This window comes from Gimesia sp., assembly GCF_048260065.1.
In the GTDB taxonomy this organism is placed as follows: domain Bacteria; phylum Planctomycetota; class Planctomycetia; order Planctomycetales; family Planctomycetaceae; genus Gimesia.
Genome location: NZ_JBLXHC010000025.1, coordinates 17560 through 39658, shown reverse-complemented (window position 1 = coordinate 39658; position 22099 = coordinate 17560). Strand labels below are relative to the sequence as shown.

Below are 22099 nucleotides of genomic sequence, written 5' to 3'. Positions count from 1 at the left end.
TTCAGGAGTTTTCTGGAATGATATAATTTATCATGAGTCCTAACCACCCTTTTTATACCTCAGTCTGATGTCTGGCAGTCGGGTGGTGGATCGATGTGATATAATTTTATGGAATCATATTCTCCCGCTAGCGCTTTCCGTAATGTGTCAGGGATCTCAGTAAATTCATCATCAGATATAATTGATAACGCCAGTTCCAGATTCTGACTACGAATTACAGCCAGACCTTCAACAGCGGTCTCTCTCATCAGCTCATCTTCATCGAACAATAAGCCAAAGAGAACCAGCTCGACAAATGGACTGTCAGTGTTTAATAACTGTTGCACAGATTCAATTCGAATACGATCGTCCTCATTCGCTGTTAAAGCAGATCGCAATAAAGTCGCCGAGATCATAATTGACATGGGGTGATTAGCTAATTCTTTGGCAAAGTTTACTCGAAAGTAAATGTCAAGAAGGTAGGAAGGCATGGGCGATGAGTTATTGTCAAGGGACTCCTCAGAACATCCCCGTAGCAATTCCTTACACAGCTGAATCACCTGGTCTTCACGCATGACTAACCTCATAGAAAATAAAGGTGTAAGGAATTATTTACCCGTCACTCGGCATACCGTCGTGCCGTGAAGGCCCAGTAGAGGGTTGAAACGACCAGAAACAGGGCGCTGATGGCACAGACGCCCGACCAGCCGTAATGCGTCCAGCTCCAGACGCTGGCGGCGGCGCCCAGTGATCCGCCGGCGAAGTAGGTGACGATGTAGATCGTGCCCAGGCGATTGCGTTCCTCCGGGGCCAGGCTGTAAATCCGTGACTGATTGCCTACGTGGACCGCCTGGATGCCCAGGTCCATCACCACAACGCCGATGCCCAGTCCGAGCAGGGATTCTCCCCAGAGATAAAAAATGCCGAACGAGGAGAGGGTGAAGAGCTGAAACAGCCCGATGATCGGCCGGGCCCCGAACCGGTCTGCCAGGCGTCCGATCAGCCCGGCGGTGATCGCGCCACCGATGGCCAACAGTCCCAGCAGACCGGCCACATCACTTCCATAGTTCAAAGGGGGGCGTTCGAGGTGAAATGCCAGCGTCATCCAGAAGGCGCAGAATGCCGCCATGCTCATACTGCCGAACAGACACGATTCCCGCAGCACGGGTTGTGTACGGAAGATCTTCCACATCGAAGTCAGCAGGCGAAAATAGTGCATGCGGATTTGTGGCTGCGTGCCAGGCAGGTAACGCCAGAGCAGAATGAACAGACAGACGAGCATGCCTGCCGCGAGGAAATAGATGAACTGCCAGTCGATCAGCTTTCCCAGGAATCCACTGATTGTGCGACAGAGCAGCAGGCCAGTCAGGAGTCCGCCTACCACGGTGCCGACAACCTGCCCGCGTTGTTCCGGGCTGGCCAGACTGGCGGCGAGGGAAATCGTCATGTGCGTGCCCGTGGTCGCCAGTCCCAGCGCCAGGCAGGAAAGTGAAAGCGAAACGACTCCGTGAGAGGTTCCCACGAACAGCAGCGCGCAGATTGAAAGGAAGACCGAGATCAGAATCAGGGGACGGCGATTGAAGATATCTCCCAGAGGCAGAACCAGCAGCATGCCCACGGACTGACCAATCAGGCACAAGGTGGCGGCACTGCCGACTTCGCCTTCGGTCAGTCCCAGGTCTATGGCGATCAAACCCAACAGAGGTTGCATGTAATACATGTTGCCGACCACCATGCCGACCGTAGTCGCCATGAGCAGGGTCATACTTTTACTTAAACGTGGGGCGGAAGGAGCGGAGTTTCCTTCTCCCGCTTGTGAGGCAGGCGGGGTTTCCTGTCGGGTTGTCATTGTCATCACACGTCGTATCTATCTGAAAAGCGATCTCTCAGCAGGGCGCTTCATAAAGGAAGAATCTGATCCGGATACGGGAGGGCATCTGTAACAGGGACACCAGCCAGCGTTTCCGGTTCAGGGCCCGCCCGGCTGAAGCAGACGTTCAGGGAATCGACTGCAAACCAGGGGGCGTCAGTGGTGATTGTTTCAGATCAGAACGTTTCATGCCAGTCTCCGCTGGTTGCTGATTCGTCAACAGGCCAAAAAGCGGGAGCCGGAACCAATTACGCAGGGCCGATTCGCCTTCGCATATCCCATTCAACTTGAATGGTGAGCCTCGGGCAGTTTTAGCGCTGGATTTAGTCAGTCCTCAACGTCGGCTTGCCCCATACTGTCAGATTGTGGCTCGGTTCGGAACCTTCAGCTGCAATCGTTTTCAGAGACAGTTTCAACACCTCAGACGAGGGCAGGGGGACGTCCAGTTGGATCGGCTCATCTCCGACGCGAACCGGTTTGGTGCGGATCAGTTCTTTGCCGTTCGCTTCGACCGTAAACATCACCTCCCCGTTTTTTCCCGCGGTGGGATGCAGGCCGACATCGCAGGTGAAACGTGTGAAGACATTTCCCGGGGCGAGGACGAAGTCGAGTTCGAATGGAGTTCCCATACCATAGCCGGTTTTGTATGCGGTTGTGCCGATCTGCAGGGGATGCAATTGCCGCTTTACGTCCATCGCCTGGTTCACCAGGAACGGCTTCACATAATAGGGGTGGGGAATCATCCGTCCCCGGAAGTCAGGTAGCCAGTCGGTGAGTGACTGTTCTTCGAACAGAAACTCCTGGTCGTCAATGTGATCTGTTGCCAGGCAGATTGCGGTGAAGATGACATCCGCTGTGTGCCTTCCGTTGGCGAGGGCTGCTGCTGCCCGGTGTTCGTCCGCTTTGGTTCCGTCTCCCTGCATCGTGTCCTGCACGATGGGAATGATGTGCGCCGCGGCATGGTGACGCAGCAACTTCTGATGTTCATAGATGCGCAGCGCCGCTTCGGCTCGCGTCCGTCCCAGCAGCCGGGGCGTGTATTTTTCCTCCGCCAGTTGATAATCTCCCGCATCCATGAAGCCTCCTGCACCAAACAGATAATTGAGGCGTGCCTTGTCTTTGGGGGGAGGGAGCAGTGTCTTGAGTTGCAACTCTGTGACAGGGCTGCTGTGCGCTGAGGGACAACCCGGATCTTCATTCCAGTGGCAGAGGACTCCCAGGAACTTCATCGCTTCATCCGTGTTGCCCGCCTGCAGGTTGTCGGCGATCTGCTCCAGGTACCATTGGATGGCGGTCGCAGACTGTGTCGGCGGGTTGACATCATGCAGCGACAGCCGCACGCCTGGCACGACGCAATAGGGATCCAGTTGCGGCGTTTTTCCGCCGGCGTGTTTGTCCTGCAGCGAGGTGTAATCTCGACAGAGGCGGGTGAGATTCTCCTGTCCGATCAGTTCGGTTTGCCATTCCGGCAGCCGGGCGACCGCCCAGAGTCGAATCAGCCGATGCCCTTTCCCCCAGGCCCAGAGTGAATGTGAAGGAGAAACGCAAACAGTCAGGAGAATTAATCCAAATACAAGACAACGCATGCGCATTTTTCTTCCTCGGTCAATCTGTGTTCGGACAATCTATCGAGAGAATTCGATTCTAAACCTCTGCCTGACAGGGAGCAAGCATGTATGGCTTGTGTTTCTTGATTAGAATGCGTCTTTGAAATGGGTGGAACCGGAGCTGATGGCTGCAAATCAGTCCAACTATACGGTGTTGAAGAGGGTGCGGCCTTCATACGGAAAGCAGAAGATGAACCTTGAGAAAAAGAGTTCGTTCTGATTTCGTTTTGCCTTTATTGCTTTTCTGTTTTAAAGGGACGGTTTGGTGCGTTCTCTGGATTCGAGTCTTTGATGATGCGTTTCTGGAGCGTGTCGACCACAACAAACTCTGCATCGGGACCTTTTGCCAGGGTGACTCTGTATGTCCCCGGGCCTTCCTGCCGGATAATCGGCGCTGCCTCGGGATCAATCGTGCCTGTGCCAAACGGCCAGGTATCATATCGTTCCACCGCGCCTTCTGCCGTATTCGCAATGCTGTAGTAGTAGCGACCATTGGAATCCGGCCCATGCAAAATGACCGCACAGTGAGATTCGGGGAGAATGTTAATCGAGATCGTGCGAAGCGTTTCGTTTCCCCTGGAAGTGCAACTGGCGCTCATGCTGATGAGGAGTAAAGCCAGAAGGACGATGATTGAGTGTTTCATGGCGTTGTTCTGATTGTTTGAATGAGAAAAGAGCTAAGCGCTGTAAGAAAGTGTAGGAGAGAGTGCTCAATAGACGAACTGCACTTTGATATTCCTTCATGTTAATCCATGTCCATATACGGTGCTTCATACATCCAGTACAACATGGAAAAATTATCCAGGTTACCTGTGATAGAGCAGAATTGAATTGTTGTATCACGGATCCTGTCAGAGTGATGCATCATCAGGAAAAAGGGATCATAGATACGGTGAACCAGCTGAATTTTCTCCCAATCATTGTCAACCTGAAATATTCTACACGGTGCAGCGACGACCAGGAAGAATGACACCACGTAAGAGAGCATCATGAAAGTAATGATTACAATAAATTTTCTCGTCATACTTCTGACTCTCTGAAACGAATTCAAAATCAGGTAGCGAAAAACAGGGCTGCTTTTATCCACTCAGATACCATCCCAGACCGGCACTTCCAGAAATTCGGAGAGCGTCCTGGCATCCTCACGCACCTGGTCCAGTTTGCCGTGGTCGACGACGTTGGTTCTCACGCCTTCCCGGGAGACGAGATTCATTTCATAGCTGTAATACGAATTGTCGCTTCCGCTGATATGTTCTGAAATGAGCTGGATCGAATAGATTTCTCGGAACGGCATCAGCAACTCATTGGCAGTCGCATACAGCATTTCGTCGGCGGGGATCTTTCCTTTCCAGAAGCAGTCGTGCTGCTTGTCGAACACAACCGGCGTGGTGCCATAATAGTACATCAGTCCGCCGGCGAGCGCAAACACCAGCCCGACCCCACCCGGAATGAGCACTTCCGGCTTAAGCACGGTGCCCTTCGAGATGAATTCCGTGGTTGAAAAAAACAGCGCCCCCGATCCGATGAAAAAGAAGATCAGGTAAAACGCTTTGGCTCCCAGTGTGGCTTTGAATTCGTAACGATGAGGCGAGACTTGCACCAGTTTCCGCGTGCAGAAGTTCGCTCCACCTGCTTTGAGCGGCGACCATTCGGTCTGCAGCGCAACCGGATCGTCCAGCGTCGTGGGGTCAAAAGGGGGAGGACCCTCGGGCACCAGGCTTTTGATTTTGTCTACCAGTTTCCGAAACATGCATCATCCGCCTTAAACCAGAACGAAATCCATCAGATCAATTTTATTTCGCAGGGGTATACGAATTCCCACAATAAGAGGTCTATCAAAAGTGACCGATATGAGACAAGCCCAAATCGATTCAGACCGTCTTAAATATCGCAGAACCATCGTGTCCCCCCACTTTCCTGTCTGACAGAATATCACTGCGGACACAAACTTTGTAAGATTCGCTTTGTAAGCATTCAAGATACAAACCTGAAAACGCAATCCTGAAATTCCACTTTGAATACAGGTGATTGTCCGGAGATAACCCGCCATGTCTCGACAAGCAACCCTGGCCGACAGTCTGCGCCGCGACCTGACAGCGAGCCTGGTCATCTTCCTGGTCGCGCTGCCACTCTGCCTGGGAATTGCCCTGGCTTCGAATGCCCCTCTGATCTCCGGCCTCATCTCCGGGATTATTGGCGGCATTGTTGTGGGCACGCTCAGTCACTCACAGACCAGCGTCAGTGGACCCGCTGCCGGACTGACTGCGGTTGTCTCCACACAGATCGCACTGCTGGGCTCTTTCGAATCTTTTTTGATGGCAGTCACTCTCGCCGGTCTGATCCAGGTGATTGCAGGGCTGCTGCGGGCGGGCTTTGTTTCGATGTTCATCCCCTCCGGTGTCGTGAAAGGCATGCTGACAGGCATCGGTCTGTTGCTCATTCTGAAACAGTTCCCCTACCTGTTTGGATATGACATCCCGCTGGGAAAAAATATCTCCTTTACAGAGCTCGTGAACCAGAATATTTTTCATGACCTCATCTCACTGGCCGTTGTCCCCTGGCATGCGGGGGCGATGACCATTGGAGTTCTCTCGATCATTCTGCTCCTGATCTGGGATCGAATTCAGTTACTCAAGCGGTTTCCCATTCCCGGCCCTTTGATCGTGGTTGCCGTGGCTGTCGCCATCAATCAGCTGATTTTTGCGAGACTGGGGGCAGGCTGGTACATCCGGGGGGCAGGCATGGTTCAGGTGCCTGTCTTCAGCAGCCTGGAAGAATTTGATCAAATCCTGATGTTTCCAGATTTTTCGACGCTGGCTGATTCAAAAGTGTATGTGGCGGCGATCACGATTGCGATCGTTGCCTCGCTTGAGACTCTGTTGAACCTGGAAGCCGTCGATCGACTCGATCCGCGACAGAGACATTCCCCCCGCAGTCGCGAACTGTTTGCCCAGGGCTGTGGTAATCTTACCGCTGGCCTGCTGGGCGGACTGCCTGTGACTTCCGTCATCGTACGCAGTTCGCTCAACATCAATTCGGGCGGTCAGACCAAATTCTCTGCCATCATGAATGGTTTCCTCCTGCTGGGATGTTTTCTGCTCATTCCGCAGTTTCTCAATCTGATACCGCTTGCCTGCCTGGCAGGGATTCTACTGGTGACGGGTTGTAAGCTCGCCAGTCCGAACTTAATCAGACAGATGTACCAGGCGGGCCGTTATCAGTTTATTCCTTATTCGTTCACGGCGATCACAATTGTGATGGTAGATATTTTAACCGGGATTCTGACGGGTCTGGCCACGAGTGTCAGTTTCATTCTCTACAGCAATATGCGGAGTCCCTTGCACCGCATTCTGGAGAAGCATGTGGGGGGAGAAATCATGCGGATTGAACTGGCCAGTCAGGTCAGTTTCTTCAATCGGGCTGCCATCGAACGGGCCCTGCTGGAGATTCCGCAAGGGGGATACGTGGTGATCGATGCGCGAAAAACCGATTACATTGACCCGGATGTCCTGACGATGCTGTCCGATTTTCAGAGCATCACGGCTCCCGCGCGCGGCATTCACTTAAGCCTGCGTGGCTTTCGCAAGAGTTATGATCTGATCGATGAAATTCAAACGATTGATTACACCGCGGCAGAATCCCAGGGGCAGCTTACCCCCGATGATGTCATCATCCTGCTTCGTGAAGGGAATAAACGGTTTCGCTCCGGCATACTGACCAGAGGCGAGTCGATTCAGGATATTCAGGACGCGTTGAATCTTTCGAATGCGTTCGTCACGATTTTGAGCTGCAGCGATTCCTATATGAACGTGGAATCGATCTTTGACCTGCGACCAGGCAATGCCTGCAGCGTGCAGGTGACCGGGAATGTCATTGATGCGGAAGTGGTAACGAACCTGGAATATGGTTGTATCATTGCCAACACACCGCTGCTGCTGGTGATGGGGCACACGCACTGCCGCGCCATTCGCAGTTCGCTCGATCAGAAGTCTATCGGCTTCCGTTCCCAGGGTGATGAGGCGACGCACCTGGATGATGTCATCAATCAACTGACCGAATCCATCGATGATGCGTCTTCCATTCCACCCGAAGCGCATGCGCTCCCCGCGCAGCATGACGCGTCGTACTCAGTCCATCGTCATCATGTTCTGTATTCAATCGAGTTGATTCTGAATTCCAGCGAACCGATTAGGAAACGTGTCCAGGAAGGAACCCTGCGGGTCGCAGGAGCCCTCTACCACGACGACAGCGGTTACGTCGAACTGTTTGATGAAAGCAGCACGGGAAATCAACTGCCGGGAATTGAATGAATGCCTCGTCGTCTCCCGGCGTTCTGTTTCAGCAGATTGTCACAAGGTGTGATTCTGATTGATGTTACCCGGTCAGAAATCGAGCCGGAAATGGCAGCGTGCCACACGAGAATTCGGGTTGATGTAATTCAGGGAAATCACTAGACTCCTGTCTCCCGCCTTCCTGTCTTCTGACTGAAATCCCGCTCGATTATCCTCTGAAGACTTCAATTCACTCGGAGTATCACACAAAAACCAACCCGAAGATTTTCTCTGTGTTTCGGAGAGGAAAGCTTCAAACAGTTCAATCAATGGAATGTTTGTTCTCGTGAAACATCTTTCATTCAAAAGACTTGCCAGCCTGACTGCAACAGTTCTTTGCATTTGTGGCTTTTGCGTATTCGCATTTTATTTTGCGACAAGTCTTCCCGAAATTCACACTCAAACTCAAATGCAAACTCCATCGCCTCCACTTGTCTCGGTGCCGGCATCGAGTCGTGACTGGCCAGGTTGGCGCGGTCCAGTTGGCAATGGAGTCGCTGCTCATTCCTCTCTCCCGTTGAACTGGTCGACCAGCGAAGGGATCATCTGGAAAACGTCAGTGTCAGGCGTTGGCAATGGTTCTCCCAGTATCTGGGGACAGCAGTTATTTCTGGTGACAGCCGACAATGAGGCAGAAACAGTATCTCTGGCCTGTTATGACACGAATGACGGTCACCGTGAGTGGTCGACACAACTGGTTCAGGGATCGTTTGGCAGGAAACACCAGAAAAATACATTTGCGTCGACGACACCAGCCTGTGATGGGACTCATGTCTATGTGACCTGTGTGGTCGATGATACGCTCTGGGTGACTGCAGTAGGTATGAATGGTAAGATCGCATGGAAGACAGAAACGGGGCCATTCTACGCTAATCATGGCTATTCTGCTTCTCCGGTAGTCGACAAGTCGCTGGTGTTCGTTTCGGGCGAACATAAAGGCTATGGGACGATAGGAAAATTAGCTCATACTTCATTTCTGGCTGCACTCGATACTACCACGGGAAAGATTGTCTGGCGTGTCCGTCGCTCCAATGGGGACAGTTATAACTCTCCAGTCATCGCCCGGGTTGCCAATCGTTCACAGCTGCTGTTAGCAGGTCCCGAATTGATAATTGCGCATGATCCCGAGACAGGAAAAGAGCTGTGGTCGTGTCGTTGGGTTGCTGAGCGACCGGCAAGCACTGTGATCTTTGATGCAGAGCATGTCTTCGCCGCCGCCTCGCATCCTGATTCCGAAATACTATGCATTGCAGCCGATGGCCAGGGTGATGTGACAGAGACACACGTACGATGGTCAAAGAAAAAAGGGGGGACCGATGTTCCTTCACTTCTGGAAGTGGATGGCCTGATTTATTCGATTCATGATCAGGGGGTCGCGACATGCCTGGATGCAAAGACAGGGGATGTTGTCTGGCGAACTCGCCTCCGTGGAAATTTCACTGCATCGCCGGTTGTTGCCGATGGAAGAATTTATGCCACCAATGAGGACGGAACGACCTATGTGTTCCAGGCGGGCCGAGAGTATTCGCAGGTAGCCATGAACCAGTTGGCTGAACCGGTACTTGCATCGCCGGCGATCTCCAACGACCAGATCTTCATTCGCACGGATCAATCACTGATCTGTATCGGTGCCTCAAAGCACGATGTTCTTGCTGAAGGACAGAAGGAAAGTTCGATACGTTAGTAACGAATGTAATCAGCTGAGGAAAATCAGGATGAGATACCTCATGAGACGACGAACTTTTGTCAAGACAGGCCTTGCCGGGTTAGCGGTTGGCGGCTTGTATTTTGGTACGCGCGATGTAGTACGTACCGGATTGATAGGAGCTGGCAGCCGTGGTCGATATCTGGCAGGCGAAGTCCTGAAAACGTGCCTGCAGCGGCGTGGCGGAATGATCGTGGCAGTCTGTGATGTTGATCAGCGAAGTCTCGACAGATGCTGGCGAAACTGTATGACTGCCGATGCCTGTAAAGACTACCGACGCGTCCTGGACCGTAAGGATATTGAAGCGGTTATCATTGCCACCCCCGACCATTGGCATGCGAAAATCGCGATCGAAGCCATGTCTGCCGGCAAAGATGTCTACTGCGAAAAGCCGATCTCACTGACAATCGAAGAAGGCAAACAGATTTGTCAGGCTGTTAAAAAAACGGGCCGGGTGTTTCAGGCTGGAACTCAACAACGATCAGAGTACGATCATCGGTTTCTCAAAGCAATTGTCCTGCTCCGCGAGGGGCGTATCGGTCAATTGAAAAGTGTAAATGTCAGCATTGGAGGAGGGGCGTCCGGAGGCCCGTTCCCACAGAACGATGTGCCAGAGGAACTGGAATGGAACATGTGGCTGGGGCAGGCACCCGATGTCCCCTTTGCCCGGGAACGGCTCCTGTTTCGTAACTGGCGTGAATACAGCGGGGGAAGAATTACCGATTGGGGTACTCACCATATCGACATTGCTCAGTGGGCGATCGGCATGGAAAACAGTGGCCCCCGTTTCATTACGGGAAATGGCGAGATTCCCCCGTTAAACGCTGGCTACAACAATGCCACTCAATACGATTTGACATTCCGCTATGCTGACAATCAGATAGTGAATCTCAGTTCCACAGGCCGACAGGGGATCCTCTTTGAAGGGGAAGAGGGGCGGTTCTTCGTAAATCGTGAAGTTCTCAGTGGTAAACCTGTCGAGAGATTGAAAGACTACCCGCTCCCGGATGATGCCATCGCGAAGCTCTACGAAGGCGAGATTCCCACTAATCATATACAACATTTCTTCGATTGTGTGCGCACGCGTCAACAGCCCATCTCCGATGTATTCACCCAACATCGCGCCGTTTCCGCCTGCCATCTGGCAAATATCTGCCTGCTGCTTGGTCGCAATCTGCAGTGGGATCCGCTCAAGGAAGAATTTGTGGACGATGAGGAAGCGAATGCATTGTTAAGCCGCGAACCTCGCCCGGGTTTTGAAATCTCAGTTTGACCCGGTTTCCCGGCCAGGGATTGAACCGGGAACAGCAGGACCAGAAGACAAGCTTCGCGGACCCGATCCCGGTCTTTCCTGTTTTTTTGAAATTTCGGTGATCTTGATGTGAGCCAGATGCGTTTCATTCAGTCAGAGCTGTTGAAATATCACTTTCTGGAGACATTGATGAACGTAACACCGCATTGTTCTGACTGTAATATGCAGATGGAAAAAGGGTTCATCCCTGATAATACCTTTCTGGGGGCGCTGCAGATTTTGTGGCATCCTGACGATCCTGAAAGCCTGGGGGGGACATTTTTCGGGATGAAGACAAAAACCAGAACGAAGTTTGTCGAAGTGGAAGATTCCAGAACCAGAAAAGTATTCACCTATCGCTGCCCCGAATGTGGTTTGCTGAAGTCGTATGCGGAGTAACCGGTTGTTGCATTTAATTGACCATCGAGGGGCAGGGCTCACTATGGTTGTTTCGGATTCGCTTTTCCTGCGCCACTGGACGCTGCCGCAGACGGTATGGTATATTTAATTCACTGATACGGTTTGCTGCATTACTTCGCTTTTTGACGTCTGCTGTAAAGGATGAATACAGTAACCAGCGTCACAACGCAGCAGGCTTTCAGAATGAATAGCGAAAGGGGTTGATACCACGCACGGGTCGAGACTTCGATGAAGTCAGAGACTCCAAACAGAGCAAACGCGATGACACTCGCGATCGATAAGTCTCTGTTTTGCTGCATGTGTCGCAGCCGAAAGAGAAACACAGACGCAATCGAAATCCAGAGCACCCCTTCGGCCAGATTGAAGATCTGATCAAGTTCAAGAGTCTGAACAAAACTCATCGATCGACCGATCCTTTTTAAAAGCCGGTGTTCGGGTACCAGTGGCTGCAGTAATTTTCGCCGAGCCTGGTCAGGGGAATGGCAGCGGGTTTGAAGATGAGTGAACCATTTTCGATTTGCTGCCCTTTTATTTTTCCTCGCTGACAATCTTGCAGTTCGGCAGGGCCTTTTGCAGGTCGGCGATGCCCTGGGGGGTGACTTTTGTCTCTTGGAGATTCAATGACTCTAATCGCTTCATCGATTCAAGATGCTTCAAACCCGTATCTGTGATCTTTGTTTCCTCAAGAGTAAGATTTTTGAGCTGTTTGAGTGATTCAAGATATTTCAAACCAGCATCCGTAATTTTTGTGCCACGTAGATAAAGTACTTGCAGGTTCGTGAATTTGCTGACATTCTGCAGATTTTCGTCAGTGACAGGAGATCCCTGTAAATTCAGGTTCACCAGCTTTTCAGGATCGGGTAGATGAACCAGTCCACTGCCAGTTATCCGGGTAGCATCAAATGATATTCTTTGCAACTGCTTCATCTGACTTAGATGCTTGAGCCCCTCGTCAGTGGTAAGTTTACCTCCATTTAGAACAGTGAGGTTAATCAGGTTTTTGATGTATTCCAAACCCTGATCGCCAGTCATTGTCACATTAAGATTCAGGCTGGTCAGGTTCCGTAGATTGGTGAGGTGCTTTAACCCCACATCTGTAATTTTTGTAGCTTGGACTGAAAGATAGGTCAACTTCTCTAACCCTGCCAGATATTGCAGTCCCTCATCACCAACAGCAGTGGAAGATATATCTAATTTAGTCAAACTGGTGAGCTGAGCGAGATCCTGCATACCCGCATTTGTGACAGGTGTTGCTTCGATATAAAGCCCCTCAAGGTGCTTCAGCTCTTTTATTGACCGAAGCCTGTGATCTGTCATGTTCTCGTTCTGACTAAAACTGATCGAAATTATAAAGAATGGTTCCTTTGGCAGATCTTCCAACCGACTGATACGATCTTCTTTATTATTTACCCTTAGTGTTCCACCAATACTCACTACCCACTCGGCAATCTCACGGTCAGTCATGTGTTTTTCGCTTTTGGTGGCTGGCTTAACCACCTGCAACTCATCATCCACCTTCACCCACTTCGCACCGACGATCTTGCCGTCATGTCCATTGCCGGAAGAGTCTTTGAGAATATCTCCGCTGCCTTCGTCGAAGTGATACAACGCCAGCGTGTTTTTGTCGTTTTCAAAGTGATTCTCTGGTGTAAAGTCCTTAGTGTAGCGGACGACATTAGAGATGCGGAATTCGTCGATGCTGCCTTGGATACCATCGGGTCTATTGAACCGATTTCCAATTGTAATGAACTGATCTGTATGAATTTCTGATCCTTTGAAATTCAATTCTCCTTTTTTGTGACCATTCACATAAATATGTGCAATAGTTCCTTTAAAAGTAACTACAATATTGGTTCTTTTCCCCAATTCGACTTTGGAATCGGTTAGCAGAGTCTGGTATTTGCCATGATTCGAAACACTCGTAGTCCATTGAGTATCTTCTCCGGTGGGACTCAGTCTCGAAGTACCTAGATGGAAGCCTTTTAAATTGGATCCATTTGTTAAAAAACTTTGTGCTCGAAAAGAATTCTCATCAATGGTGACCCATGCCTCGATGGTCAAGTCGCCTGCAGTTTCATGTTTCAGAGGTAAGGTCACATATTCGGAACCGTTTTGAATCCGTATCTCATAGTTGCCTTTTGCTGAGACTGTAGGCTTCGTTTCGAAATCGCTTAGAATCTTACAGTTCGGCAGGGCTTTTTGCAGGTCAGCGATGCCTTGGGGGGTGACTTTTGTCTTTTGGAGTTCAAGAGTCTGCAACATCTTCAGGCCGGAAAGATGTTTCAAGCCTACATCAGTGATTGGCGTTGAATCTAAACTCAATACCTTTAGATTTTTCAAGTCTTTGAGATACGCAAGGCCGGAATCAGCTATCTTGCAGTTACTGAGACCGAGTACAATCAATATCTTTAGACCGTGAAGATGTTGCAGGTCCACATCACTGATTGACGTTGATTCTAAACCCAATATCTTTAAATTCTTCAAGTCTTTGAGATGCCCAAGGCCAACACCGTCGATTTGTGTATTAGTGAAAGATAACTTCTCAAGCTGTTTCATGTCTTTCAATTGCTCTACACCAGAATTGGAAATTGCGGTGCTGCCAACATAAAGAGTTGTCAGGCTTGGCATGTTCGAGAGGTAACCGAACCCCTTATCAGTAATTTGTGTACCGATTAAACTAATATAGTTTAACGGGATGTCTTTCAGATATTGAAGTCCCGTGTCACTAACGAGAGTATTTTCAAGATTCAATTTCGGTAGGGTTTTCAATCCAGCCAAGCGTTTCAGATCCTCGTCTTGTACTCTCGTACCTTTTAGGTCTAAAAAGTTGATGATAAACGGTTCGGTCGGCAACTGTTCGATCTTGGTGATATTCTTACCGCCAGTGTTTACCCACCCCCCCATTCCAATCACCCACTCGGCAACCTCACGGTCAGTCATGGGCTTGTCGCTGGTCGTGGCTGGCTCAGCCACCTGCAACTCATCATCCACCTTCACCCATTTGGCACCGAAGATCTTGCCATCATGACCATTGCCGGAAGCGTCTTTCAGCACATCACCTGTGCCTTCGTCGAAGTGGTAGAGAGCCAGTGTGTTTTTGTCGTTTTCAAAGTGGTCCGTTGGTGTGAAGTCTTCGGAGTAGCGGGCGATGTTGGAAAAACGTACTTCGTCGATGGAACCTTTGAAATTCTGGTTTGACACCCATCCAATGGAAAAGGGCCCATCTGTTAGGATATCTAATTCTTTGAAATTCATCTTTCCTTTTTTGTGACCATTCACATAAATTTGAGCAACATTACCTTTGTATATGACTGCAATATTGGTTCTTTTCCCAATTTCGACTTTGGAATGGCTAGGCATAAGTCTGAATTCACCATTATTCAGAATGGTCGAACCCCATTGTTGATTATCTCCCCTACTCGATGCAAGACTGAGAAAGAGGCCATGCCCTTCTTTAACATTTGTAATATAAGTTGATGGTTGATTAGTATTCTCATCAATGGTGACCCATGCTTCGACTGTCAAGTCGCCTGCTGTTTCATGCTTCAGCGGTAAAGCCACATGATCGGAGCGGTTTTGGAACCGTAATGCAGAATGCGATTTAGCTGGAGTACCCGCAGATGGCATCTTCTTCTCAGCCACCTTCAACGGCATCAACCGAACCTTGATCGTCTCTTTACCACCGGCATTCACCGTAAACTGCTTTGTAAATGTTTCGAATCCGCCTTTGGTCACTTGTAATGTGTGTGTTTTTTCATCAGCCACCACTTCAATCGGTTCTGTACCTTTACCCGCCTTGATGGTGATTTTCTGTTGGTCATCAACGGAAACCACAGCACCCGCCAATTCAGGCTGGTCAATCTCCAGAATGATTATCCCTGCGGACGTATCTACCTTAAGAATAATACCAGCCAGTAAAATGAGCGATGCCAGTACAGTGCCAGCAATAATCCAGCCCCATTTTCCGATGGACTGCATTCGCTTCTGTAACGGTTGAAAGACAGTGCCGCCCAGCGTGTTATTCAAAAAGCCAGAAGTCAGGCTCTCGTTTTGGGTATCCGTCAACGGTATCTCTGCCGCCATGGCATCCGCTGACATGACAACGGTTGGACTGGATGCGAACTTTTGCGATTGCAGGAACTTTTGCAATTCTGGATCGGAAGGTTCTGTCGCGACAGTCGAAGAAGATTTCATCTGAATACAATTTTCAATCGCGACGATGACTTCGCTCATCGACTGAAATCGATCTTCCGGCTTCTTGGCAACCATCTTCTGAAACACGGCATCCACATCCTGAGAAATGAGGATGTGCTTGCCTGTCAGGGAAGGAATGGGATCGTTCTGATGAGCCATAATTCGGTTGACCATGGTGCTGCCACGGTAAACTGATTCCCCTGTGAGCAGGTAATACAGCGAACACCCTAAACTGTAGATATCGGAACGGGCATCAGCGGTATGCGTATCCTTGGCCTGTTCGGGAGCCATGTAATCGACGGTGCCCATCACCGAGCCATCTTGTGTCAGCTGCGTCGCTGGAATCTCGTGGGCTTCGTCTTCAATCCGAGCCAGCCCCATATCCAGAATTTTGATCGTGCCTTTTTTGTCCAGCAACAGGTTTGCAGGTTTAATGTCTCGATGAATGATTCCCTCTTCATGGGCATATTCTAATCCTGTTGCCGCTTGCAGAATATAATTGACGGCGACATCGACCTGCAGCACACCCTCTTTTTTCACAACTGCTGACAGATCGATACCATCCACATACTCCATCACAAAATAATGGATGCCATTGGCTTCATCAGCATCATGGGCAGCCACGATATTGGGATGTGACAATTTCGCAGCTGCTTCTACTTCACGCTCGAAACGTCGAATCGCACTCTGATCTTGAGTCATTTTAGCGGGCAGGGTTTTGAGAGCCACTTTGCGTTTCATACGTTTGTGCTTTGCCAGATAGACATCGCCCATCCCACCCGCACCTATTTTTTTTTGTATGATATAATTGCCCAACAGCAGCCGGTCGCCTTTACCCTGATAGACCATCTGTGCTTGTAGCTTTGTCACTTTTTTATGCTTAACCAGCAGCTTCCCCAGGTCTTCGGCAGACTCCGCAGGGGGAGTATGCGACTCTTGAAAGGCAGCGATTTCTGCAGCCGAGATGACTCCGCTATCTTCAAGCTGGGCTACAAATTGTTCCAGAGGCATTGACATAAGTGATGTGGTATTTTGAAATTAAACTGGACAAATGGGGACAGTGATAACACTCTACAGAAGTTGTTGATAAAAACAAAGCTTTATTTGTAGTTATAGTGGAGGGGAAATCGACTTATATTACGTTGGAAAGGTCATGCGTTGTATTGCATGCATGTCGTGAATGATAATGAGTTTAGGGGGAATGTGCACAAATGGCCATTCTTTTCGGAGGAAGTGTTCCGATCATGATTACGTCATCACTTTTCAATAACGTTTAAAAGCCGGTGTTCGGGTACCAGCGGCTGTAGTAATTTTCGCCGAGCCTGGTCAGGGGAATGGCAGCGGGTTTGAAGATTAACGAGCCATTTTGAATTTGCTGGCGATGACCAAGTTTTGAAAGCAGCGGCCAATAAGGATTGTGCCCTTTTTGCCAGGTGACGAACTGATTCGGATCCCAGACTGCGATTCCATCGGCCCCCTGGTCATAGTCCCGCGCGACTGACTTCAGCAGACTGTCTGCGCTTTCCATTTTCCAGCCAATATAAAAGGGAAAGATTTTCACATCCGTGCCCTCGGTGATCCGCGCGTAGTAAGCGGTGTCGCCTGATTTCGATTTCAGGCCACTGGTATAATAAGCGAACCAGGCAATGCCGATCTGATCAATCAGTTTTTCTTCAATCCAACGTTCCACATCCAGTCCGAACTTCTGATTGTCTGCGCGGGAAGAAAAGGTGGAAACCGCCAGTTTGAGCCGGCGATTGTCGTTTCCGCGCTGAGCGGAAGTTTCATCCAGCACCGCACGAATCTTGCGCACGAACTCCGTGATGATCGTCGCGCGCAGCTCAAAGACACGTGGGTCATCTTCAGCCAGTTTACGGGGGTTCTCGCCGTACTCTTTAATGAACCGCTGACAGAACGGCTCTTCCCAGAGAATCATGGGCATGCCACGATGAAAGAGAAACCCTGCGCCGTCAGCGCCGCGCTGCAGTGCTTCGCGGTAAACTTCGATCAGATGATCCTGCACTTCCTCGGCAGCGTAGCTGAGATGCATCGTGGGTGTACCGTCATAATCGATGCAGCGCCATTCGGGATGCGCTTCGTAAAATTCGCTCATGAAAAATTCCTCCCAGGGCGGCGCTGCTTTCCAGCCGGCGGCACGCAGGCAGATGAGAATTTCTGCATCCTGGCGGTGCGCTTCCTCCACAGCGACTTTGAGAGGATCGATCCCCTGCTGATGCAGGTGGCGAACCGATTCGACATACTCGCGATCGACTTCCCGCGGAAACGTATCAAGGTGCCCTCCCATCAGGTTTCCTGTCTTGCTGGGGTGATGGACCAGGTCAGCGCCTCCGACCTGAAACCACCAGGTCTTGAAATCACTGTCGCGATATGCGGAAAATGTTGCTGCCAGATCGGCGCGATTCTGGGGGCGGAAGGGATGAATCCAGGTATAACCGTCAAAGGTAGCCACTGCTGTTTTGGTTGCTTTTTGAGCACGATCGGCCAGTAATCGAGAGACTTCCTCGTCCGTCAATGGAATCGTTTTGACATAATGGATTCGCGCAGGCATCTGGTACACGGTGGAGAACTGCAGGTCGTTATCGGTCAGGTCGGCGGCACCTAAAAACACTTCTTCCAGCATATCACGGCGTTGCGGACCCAGATTGAGTCGATTGCTCAGTCGGGTATAGGCAGGGTCGCTTGTGAATTTCGCCTCCACATTATTCTTCGCAGGTCGCACGAGATCGGTAATTGAACTCAGCCCGATATAGACGGCGTGCCAGCCTTGTTTACCGAGCTTCAAGGTCAGGTCCGGCGCGGATGACTCGCGTCCGACCGAGATACATTTTCCCGAGAACTCAGCAGTCTCATATTCAAACACTTTCCATTTGTCATGATGACGACCCTCTGAAAGTGCGTCAGCCGGGGTGCAGCGCGTCAGGTCTGTGATGCGTTCTGCCTGCCTGGAGTTCTGCCACTGTTCAGAGTGCGTCAGCGGAGTCTGTTTTTGAGCAGGTGTTACGGAGCCGCTGGAGGCAACACTCTTTGTCGGTTCCGCAGCAACGATGCATGTCCCTGAAGCTGTGATGAGACCGCAAAACAGCGCGAGCCTGATGAATCTGGCAATGTTGTCATTCATAACGAGTTTCCTGTTATAGAAAAGGTATCAGGACTGCTCTGTAGAACGGATCGAGTATGGCGACAGGATCATGATGTAATGTGGGATGGTTCTCAAAACAGTTTCACGATATTGTGACCAGTAACAGCGTGCCTGCAGCGCTGATCTCTGTATGGTTTTCATCATACTGTTGACCGTTTCCACCTGCCATCCTTGATCCTGCTTTTCTGACTTGAATCGCGTTGTCATGCGCCGCTGCCAGTCACCTTCGATTTTTTCACAGGGCGTCCACGCGTGGCCGGGATGTTGGATCGCATGCGGTGTTCCTGACGTACAACCCGATATGTTTCTTCGCTGTCATCGCCTTTTTGAGCAGTTTTAAAAAATGGAACCGAAACCTGTAAGCCAGATAGACATACATACCCCTCGGGGGTACCATGAGGTGACATTGATTCATTATTGGGATCCTCGAGCGGTGGGAGAAAGAGAGTGGTTCATTCGTTCAAATTGAACATCCCGTTGACGATAGCGCTCTTGCTGGGATTGAATAATACAGGACACACTCAATTTGGTCCGTCTGCACCTTCTGCTCCATCAGGACCTTCCGGCGGCGGATTTTCGCGACCTTCGGCACCCAGTCCGGGAGGCAGAAGTTTTCGCCCCTCTTCGCCGAGTCCAAATTATGGCAATCGGCCCGGCTCTCCCAATCCGCGTCCCAATAATCCGGGCTATAATTCCAGGCCAACGAATCGTCCTGGATATCCGACGAATTCTAACGGGCCCAACATCGGCAGGCCGAACTCGCCGATGCAAAACCCATCAGGTTCTATGAATCGCTCGACGAATCAGGGTTCTCAAATTAGAAACCCACTCTTTCGAAATGCGAATCGTGCCACTCCCAGGGTCGAATTCGGGAAGACTCCCGCCACGCGTGTTTATACAGGAATCGCTCCCGCAGCGAATGGCCAATGGCAGAATGCACAACAACTGCTCCGCAATGGAAACACCCGACAGGCTCAGGCAATTATTGATTCACAGTTGCAGCAGAACCCTTCGCTTTCAAAATTGATGTCAGCAGTTTCTACATTAGAGCAGGGGAATGCGCCCGCCAGTTTACTCCAGACCTACCGGAATCGCGCATTAGAGCTGGCACGTGCTGAAACACGGACGAACGTGACGAATCCGACTCCCTGGATCGCCATTGCCAAATTTTCGTTAGAAGACCAGAACAATACCGCATTTCGGAATGCCGTCTCATCGCTGGAACAGAAATTTCCCAACGATAAACACACTTACTATTTTCAGGGAATTGCCGACCTGAAGGATAAGAACTGGAAAGCCGCCGAGCAGCAGTTTCTCAAAGCAAGAGAAATGGGAGTCCCTGAAGAGAGTATTGCGAAGTGGCTGAAAATGGCAATCGATCAACAACGCTGGATCTGGGAGTACGCCTGGATCACGTTATACGTGGTGCTCGCGTGGTTGACGGGATTAGCCTTGTTGTACGTTGCAGGCAAATTCATGTCATCGCGCATCGTGCGTATTCTGAAAACGGAAAACCTTTCCCAGGCCCTCCGAGGACATCATCTGTTACGTTCTGCCTATCGACTGTTAGTGCAGATTGCCAGCGTGTATTACTATATTTCCTTACCGCTACTGGTTGTCGTTTCCATCGCCTTACCACTGACGCTGGGTTATGCGTTACTCAATGTTCCTTACCTGAACCTGTGGCTGGTGGCGCTGGTTTTTATTCTGAGTCTGGGGTCGATCTGGACAGCCTGCAGTGGCATCTGGACCTGCTTTGTGGGTTTGAATCAGCAGATTTCAGGCAGGAAAGTTACGAAAGCAGAGCAGCCGGAGCTGTGGGCACTGGTTAAAGAAGTCGCAAAGCAGGTTGGCACGCGGCCCGTCGATCAGATTCGGCTCATCGGTGCCTGCACCATCGCTGTTTCAGAGCAGGGGACTCTCCTGAATCGATTCAGGGACAAAGGAACCCGTGTGCTTTATTTAGGTGTGGGAGTCCTCGACGGTCTTTCGATCGATGCCTTCTGTTGTATCCTGGCTCATGAATATGGTCACTTTCTCAATCGTGATACGGCAGGCGGCGCGACAGCGATGCGGGTTGATATTGCGATGCAGCGCTTTGCACAATCGATTACAAACCGACGCCAGATTCGCTGGTGGCACATCGCATTTCACTTTTTGAGATTTTACTATCGCATCTTCAGCAGAATTACTTTCGGCGCCAGCAGGCTTCAGGAGATCCTGGCCGACCGGGTGGCCGTCAAAGCTTATGGCGCTGCCTCTTTTGAAGAAGGCTTGCGTCATGTTGTCCGTCGCTCTCTCGAGTTCGACTACTGGATGAATAAAGGCATCTCGAAGATCCTTCAGACACAACAGCCATCGTTGAGCTTCGGTCCCGTGAACGCCCGCCCGTCCTTAAGCGCGCTGGATCAGATTGAATACATGCTGGTTGAAATTATCAACCGACCTACTGATGAATCAGACACGCATCCCAGCAGCATCGACCGGTTTACCTATACGAAAAAAATGGACCAGGGAAAAGCCGCCATGAAGCAGGGCATGGTCTGGCAGCTTTTTAAAAGCAAAAGCAAAATCTATGATGAACTCTCTCAGGGCTTGGCTGAGATACTCAATGACGAAGCCGCTTATGCCGATGCCCTTAATAAAATGGACATTGCCTTTTTAAACAGCCAGTCTGCGGTCTATGCCCGGGAATCTGAAATTTATGAAGAACGCGCTCGTTTGCAACTGATTTGCGGCGCATACCAGCAGGCACTGGATGATTATGAAATCGCTATCAAATGTGCCCCCAAAAAAGATTCAGCCTATTATGGGAAAGCAATCGTCCTTAAGGCGTCGGAAGATTATCAGCAGGCAGCGGAGGCATTGAAAGCCGCGATGGAGCAATTCCCCGACTCCGCAAGTTTTGGAACTTACTTTTTGTTAGGCGAGTGTTATCAGAACATAGAAGAGTACGCAGAAGCGGAGACCGCATTTACGGAAGCCATCAAAAAAGAGGAGACAGCGTTTTGTGCCTGGATGGCACGTGGCCGCGTGCTCCATCAGTCAGGCAAATATAATGAAGCGGTTCAGGATTTCTCGAAAGCGCTGGAACTGTTTCCGGAATCTCCCGACGCGTTCTTTGATCGCGCCATGGCATATATCAAATTAAATCAACTGGACCATGCCAGAAAAGATCTCGAACAGTCCATTTCCAAAAACGCCTCTTATGCAGATGCCCACCGGGAACTGGCATGTTTACTTCTCGGTGAAGCCAATGATTTAAATCCGGACCTGGCACAGCAGGCGGTGAAATATGCCAGGATCGCGAACGCTTCTCCGATCAAGCAGGAAGAATCACTCTCCGTCCTGGCGACCACTTATACAGCCGTCAAGGATTATCCCTCGGCGTCCAAAGCCATCAAACAATTAATGCCTCTTTTGACTGGTTCTATAAGATCAGAGTGGGGGGAGGAACTCTCCCGCATCCAGGCACTCAGCGACCAGGGTAAACCGCGGGGCAAACTTCAAAAGAGTCTCTAACCCCGTTCATGTTCAGGGGG

Annotated in this window: 13 protein-coding genes; 5 read left to right on the top strand and 8 right to left on the bottom strand. The window is 50.4% G+C overall.

The genetic code is table 11. The features are described from left to right. Positions 1 to 59: 59 nt before the first annotated feature. The 5 genes from ACN0YN_RS28800 to ACN0YN_RS28780 all read right to left on the bottom strand — a co-directional run bounded on the left by ACN0YN_RS28800 (position 60) and on the right by ACN0YN_RS28780 (position 5206). Positions 60 to 554, bottom strand: a complete 495-nt coding sequence (locus ACN0YN_RS28800) for a HEAT repeat domain-containing protein (RefSeq protein WP_417388348.1) — start codon at positions 552 to 554, stop codon at positions 60 to 62. Positions 555 to 598: 44 nt separating this feature from the next. Next, positions 599 to 1834, bottom strand: a complete 1236-nt coding sequence (locus ACN0YN_RS28795; RefSeq protein ID WP_417388347.1) for an MFS transporter — start codon at positions 1832 to 1834, stop codon at positions 599 to 601. Positions 1835 to 2172: 338 nt separating this feature from the next. Next, on the bottom strand, positions 2173 to 3435 hold the full coding sequence (locus ACN0YN_RS28790) for an NPCBM/NEW2 domain-containing protein (protein ID WP_417388346.1): 1263 nt from the start codon (positions 3433 to 3435) through the stop codon (positions 2173 to 2175). A gap of 254 nt (positions 3436 to 3689) precedes the next feature. After that, entirely contained in the window at positions 3690 to 4100 is a 411-nt protein-coding gene (locus ACN0YN_RS28785; protein ID WP_417388345.1) for a hypothetical protein, read from the bottom strand. A gap of 443 nt (positions 4101 to 4543) precedes the next feature. Then, positions 4544 to 5206 carry a hypothetical protein gene (locus tag ACN0YN_RS28780; protein ID WP_417388344.1) on the bottom strand — a complete coding sequence of 221 codons (663 nt, stop codon included), beginning with the start codon at positions 5204 to 5206 and terminating at the stop codon, positions 4544 to 4546. A 298-nt stretch (positions 5207 to 5504) separates the two neighbouring features. On the opposite strand from ACN0YN_RS28780, the gene ACN0YN_RS28775 reads away from it, so the two are divergent. The 4 genes from ACN0YN_RS28775 to ACN0YN_RS28760 all read left to right on the top strand — a co-directional run bounded on the left by ACN0YN_RS28775 (position 5505) and on the right by ACN0YN_RS28760 (position 11182). Further along, complete coding sequence (locus ACN0YN_RS28775; RefSeq protein ID WP_417388343.1) at positions 5505 to 7766, top strand: bifunctional SulP family inorganic anion transporter/carbonic anhydrase; 2262 nt, start codon at positions 5505 to 5507, stop codon at positions 7764 to 7766. A gap of 430 nt (positions 7767 to 8196) precedes the next feature. Next, the gene (locus ACN0YN_RS28770; RefSeq protein ID WP_417388342.1) at positions 8197 to 9471 is read left to right on the top strand and encodes a PQQ-binding-like beta-propeller repeat protein; all 1275 of its coding nucleotides are present in this window, start codon (positions 8197 to 8199) and stop codon (positions 9469 to 9471) included. 43 nt (positions 9472 to 9514) lie between these two features. Continuing rightward, positions 9515 to 10765 (top strand): Gfo/Idh/MocA family protein, encoded by a 1251-nt coding sequence (locus ACN0YN_RS28765; RefSeq protein WP_417388341.1) that lies wholly within the window; start codon positions 9515 to 9517, stop codon positions 10763 to 10765. Between the two features lie 168 nt (positions 10766 to 10933). Then, positions 10934 to 11182, top strand: coding sequence for a PF20097 family protein (locus tag ACN0YN_RS28760; RefSeq protein ID WP_417388340.1), 249 nt, complete (start codon positions 10934 to 10936; stop codon positions 11180 to 11182). A gap of 131 nt (positions 11183 to 11313) precedes the next feature. On the opposite strand, the gene ACN0YN_RS28755 is transcribed toward ACN0YN_RS28760, so the two are convergent. The 3 genes from ACN0YN_RS28755 to ACN0YN_RS28745 form a co-directional block, all read right to left on the bottom strand. After that, positions 11314 to 11604, bottom strand: coding sequence for a hypothetical protein (locus tag ACN0YN_RS28755; protein ID WP_417388339.1), 291 nt, complete (start codon positions 11602 to 11604; stop codon positions 11314 to 11316). A 127-nt stretch (positions 11605 to 11731) separates the two neighbouring features. Beyond that, positions 11732 to 16414: a protein kinase domain-containing protein gene (locus ACN0YN_RS28750; RefSeq protein WP_417388338.1), complete on the bottom strand. Its 4683-nt coding sequence runs from the start codon at positions 16412 to 16414 to the stop codon at positions 11732 to 11734. A 256-nt stretch (positions 16415 to 16670) separates the two neighbouring features. Then, a complete protein-coding gene (locus tag ACN0YN_RS28745) occupies positions 16671 to 18536 on the bottom strand; it encodes a family 10 glycosylhydrolase (RefSeq protein WP_417388337.1) in 1866 nt (621 codons plus the stop codon). Between the two features lie 807 nt (positions 18537 to 19343). Between ACN0YN_RS28745 and ACN0YN_RS28740 the strand changes: the two genes are divergently transcribed. Continuing rightward, positions 19344 to 22079 carry a tetratricopeptide repeat protein gene (locus tag ACN0YN_RS28740; RefSeq protein ID WP_417388336.1) on the top strand — a complete coding sequence of 912 codons (2736 nt, stop codon included), beginning with the start codon at positions 19344 to 19346 and terminating at the stop codon, positions 22077 to 22079. Positions 22080 to 22099: the final 20 nt, after the last annotated feature.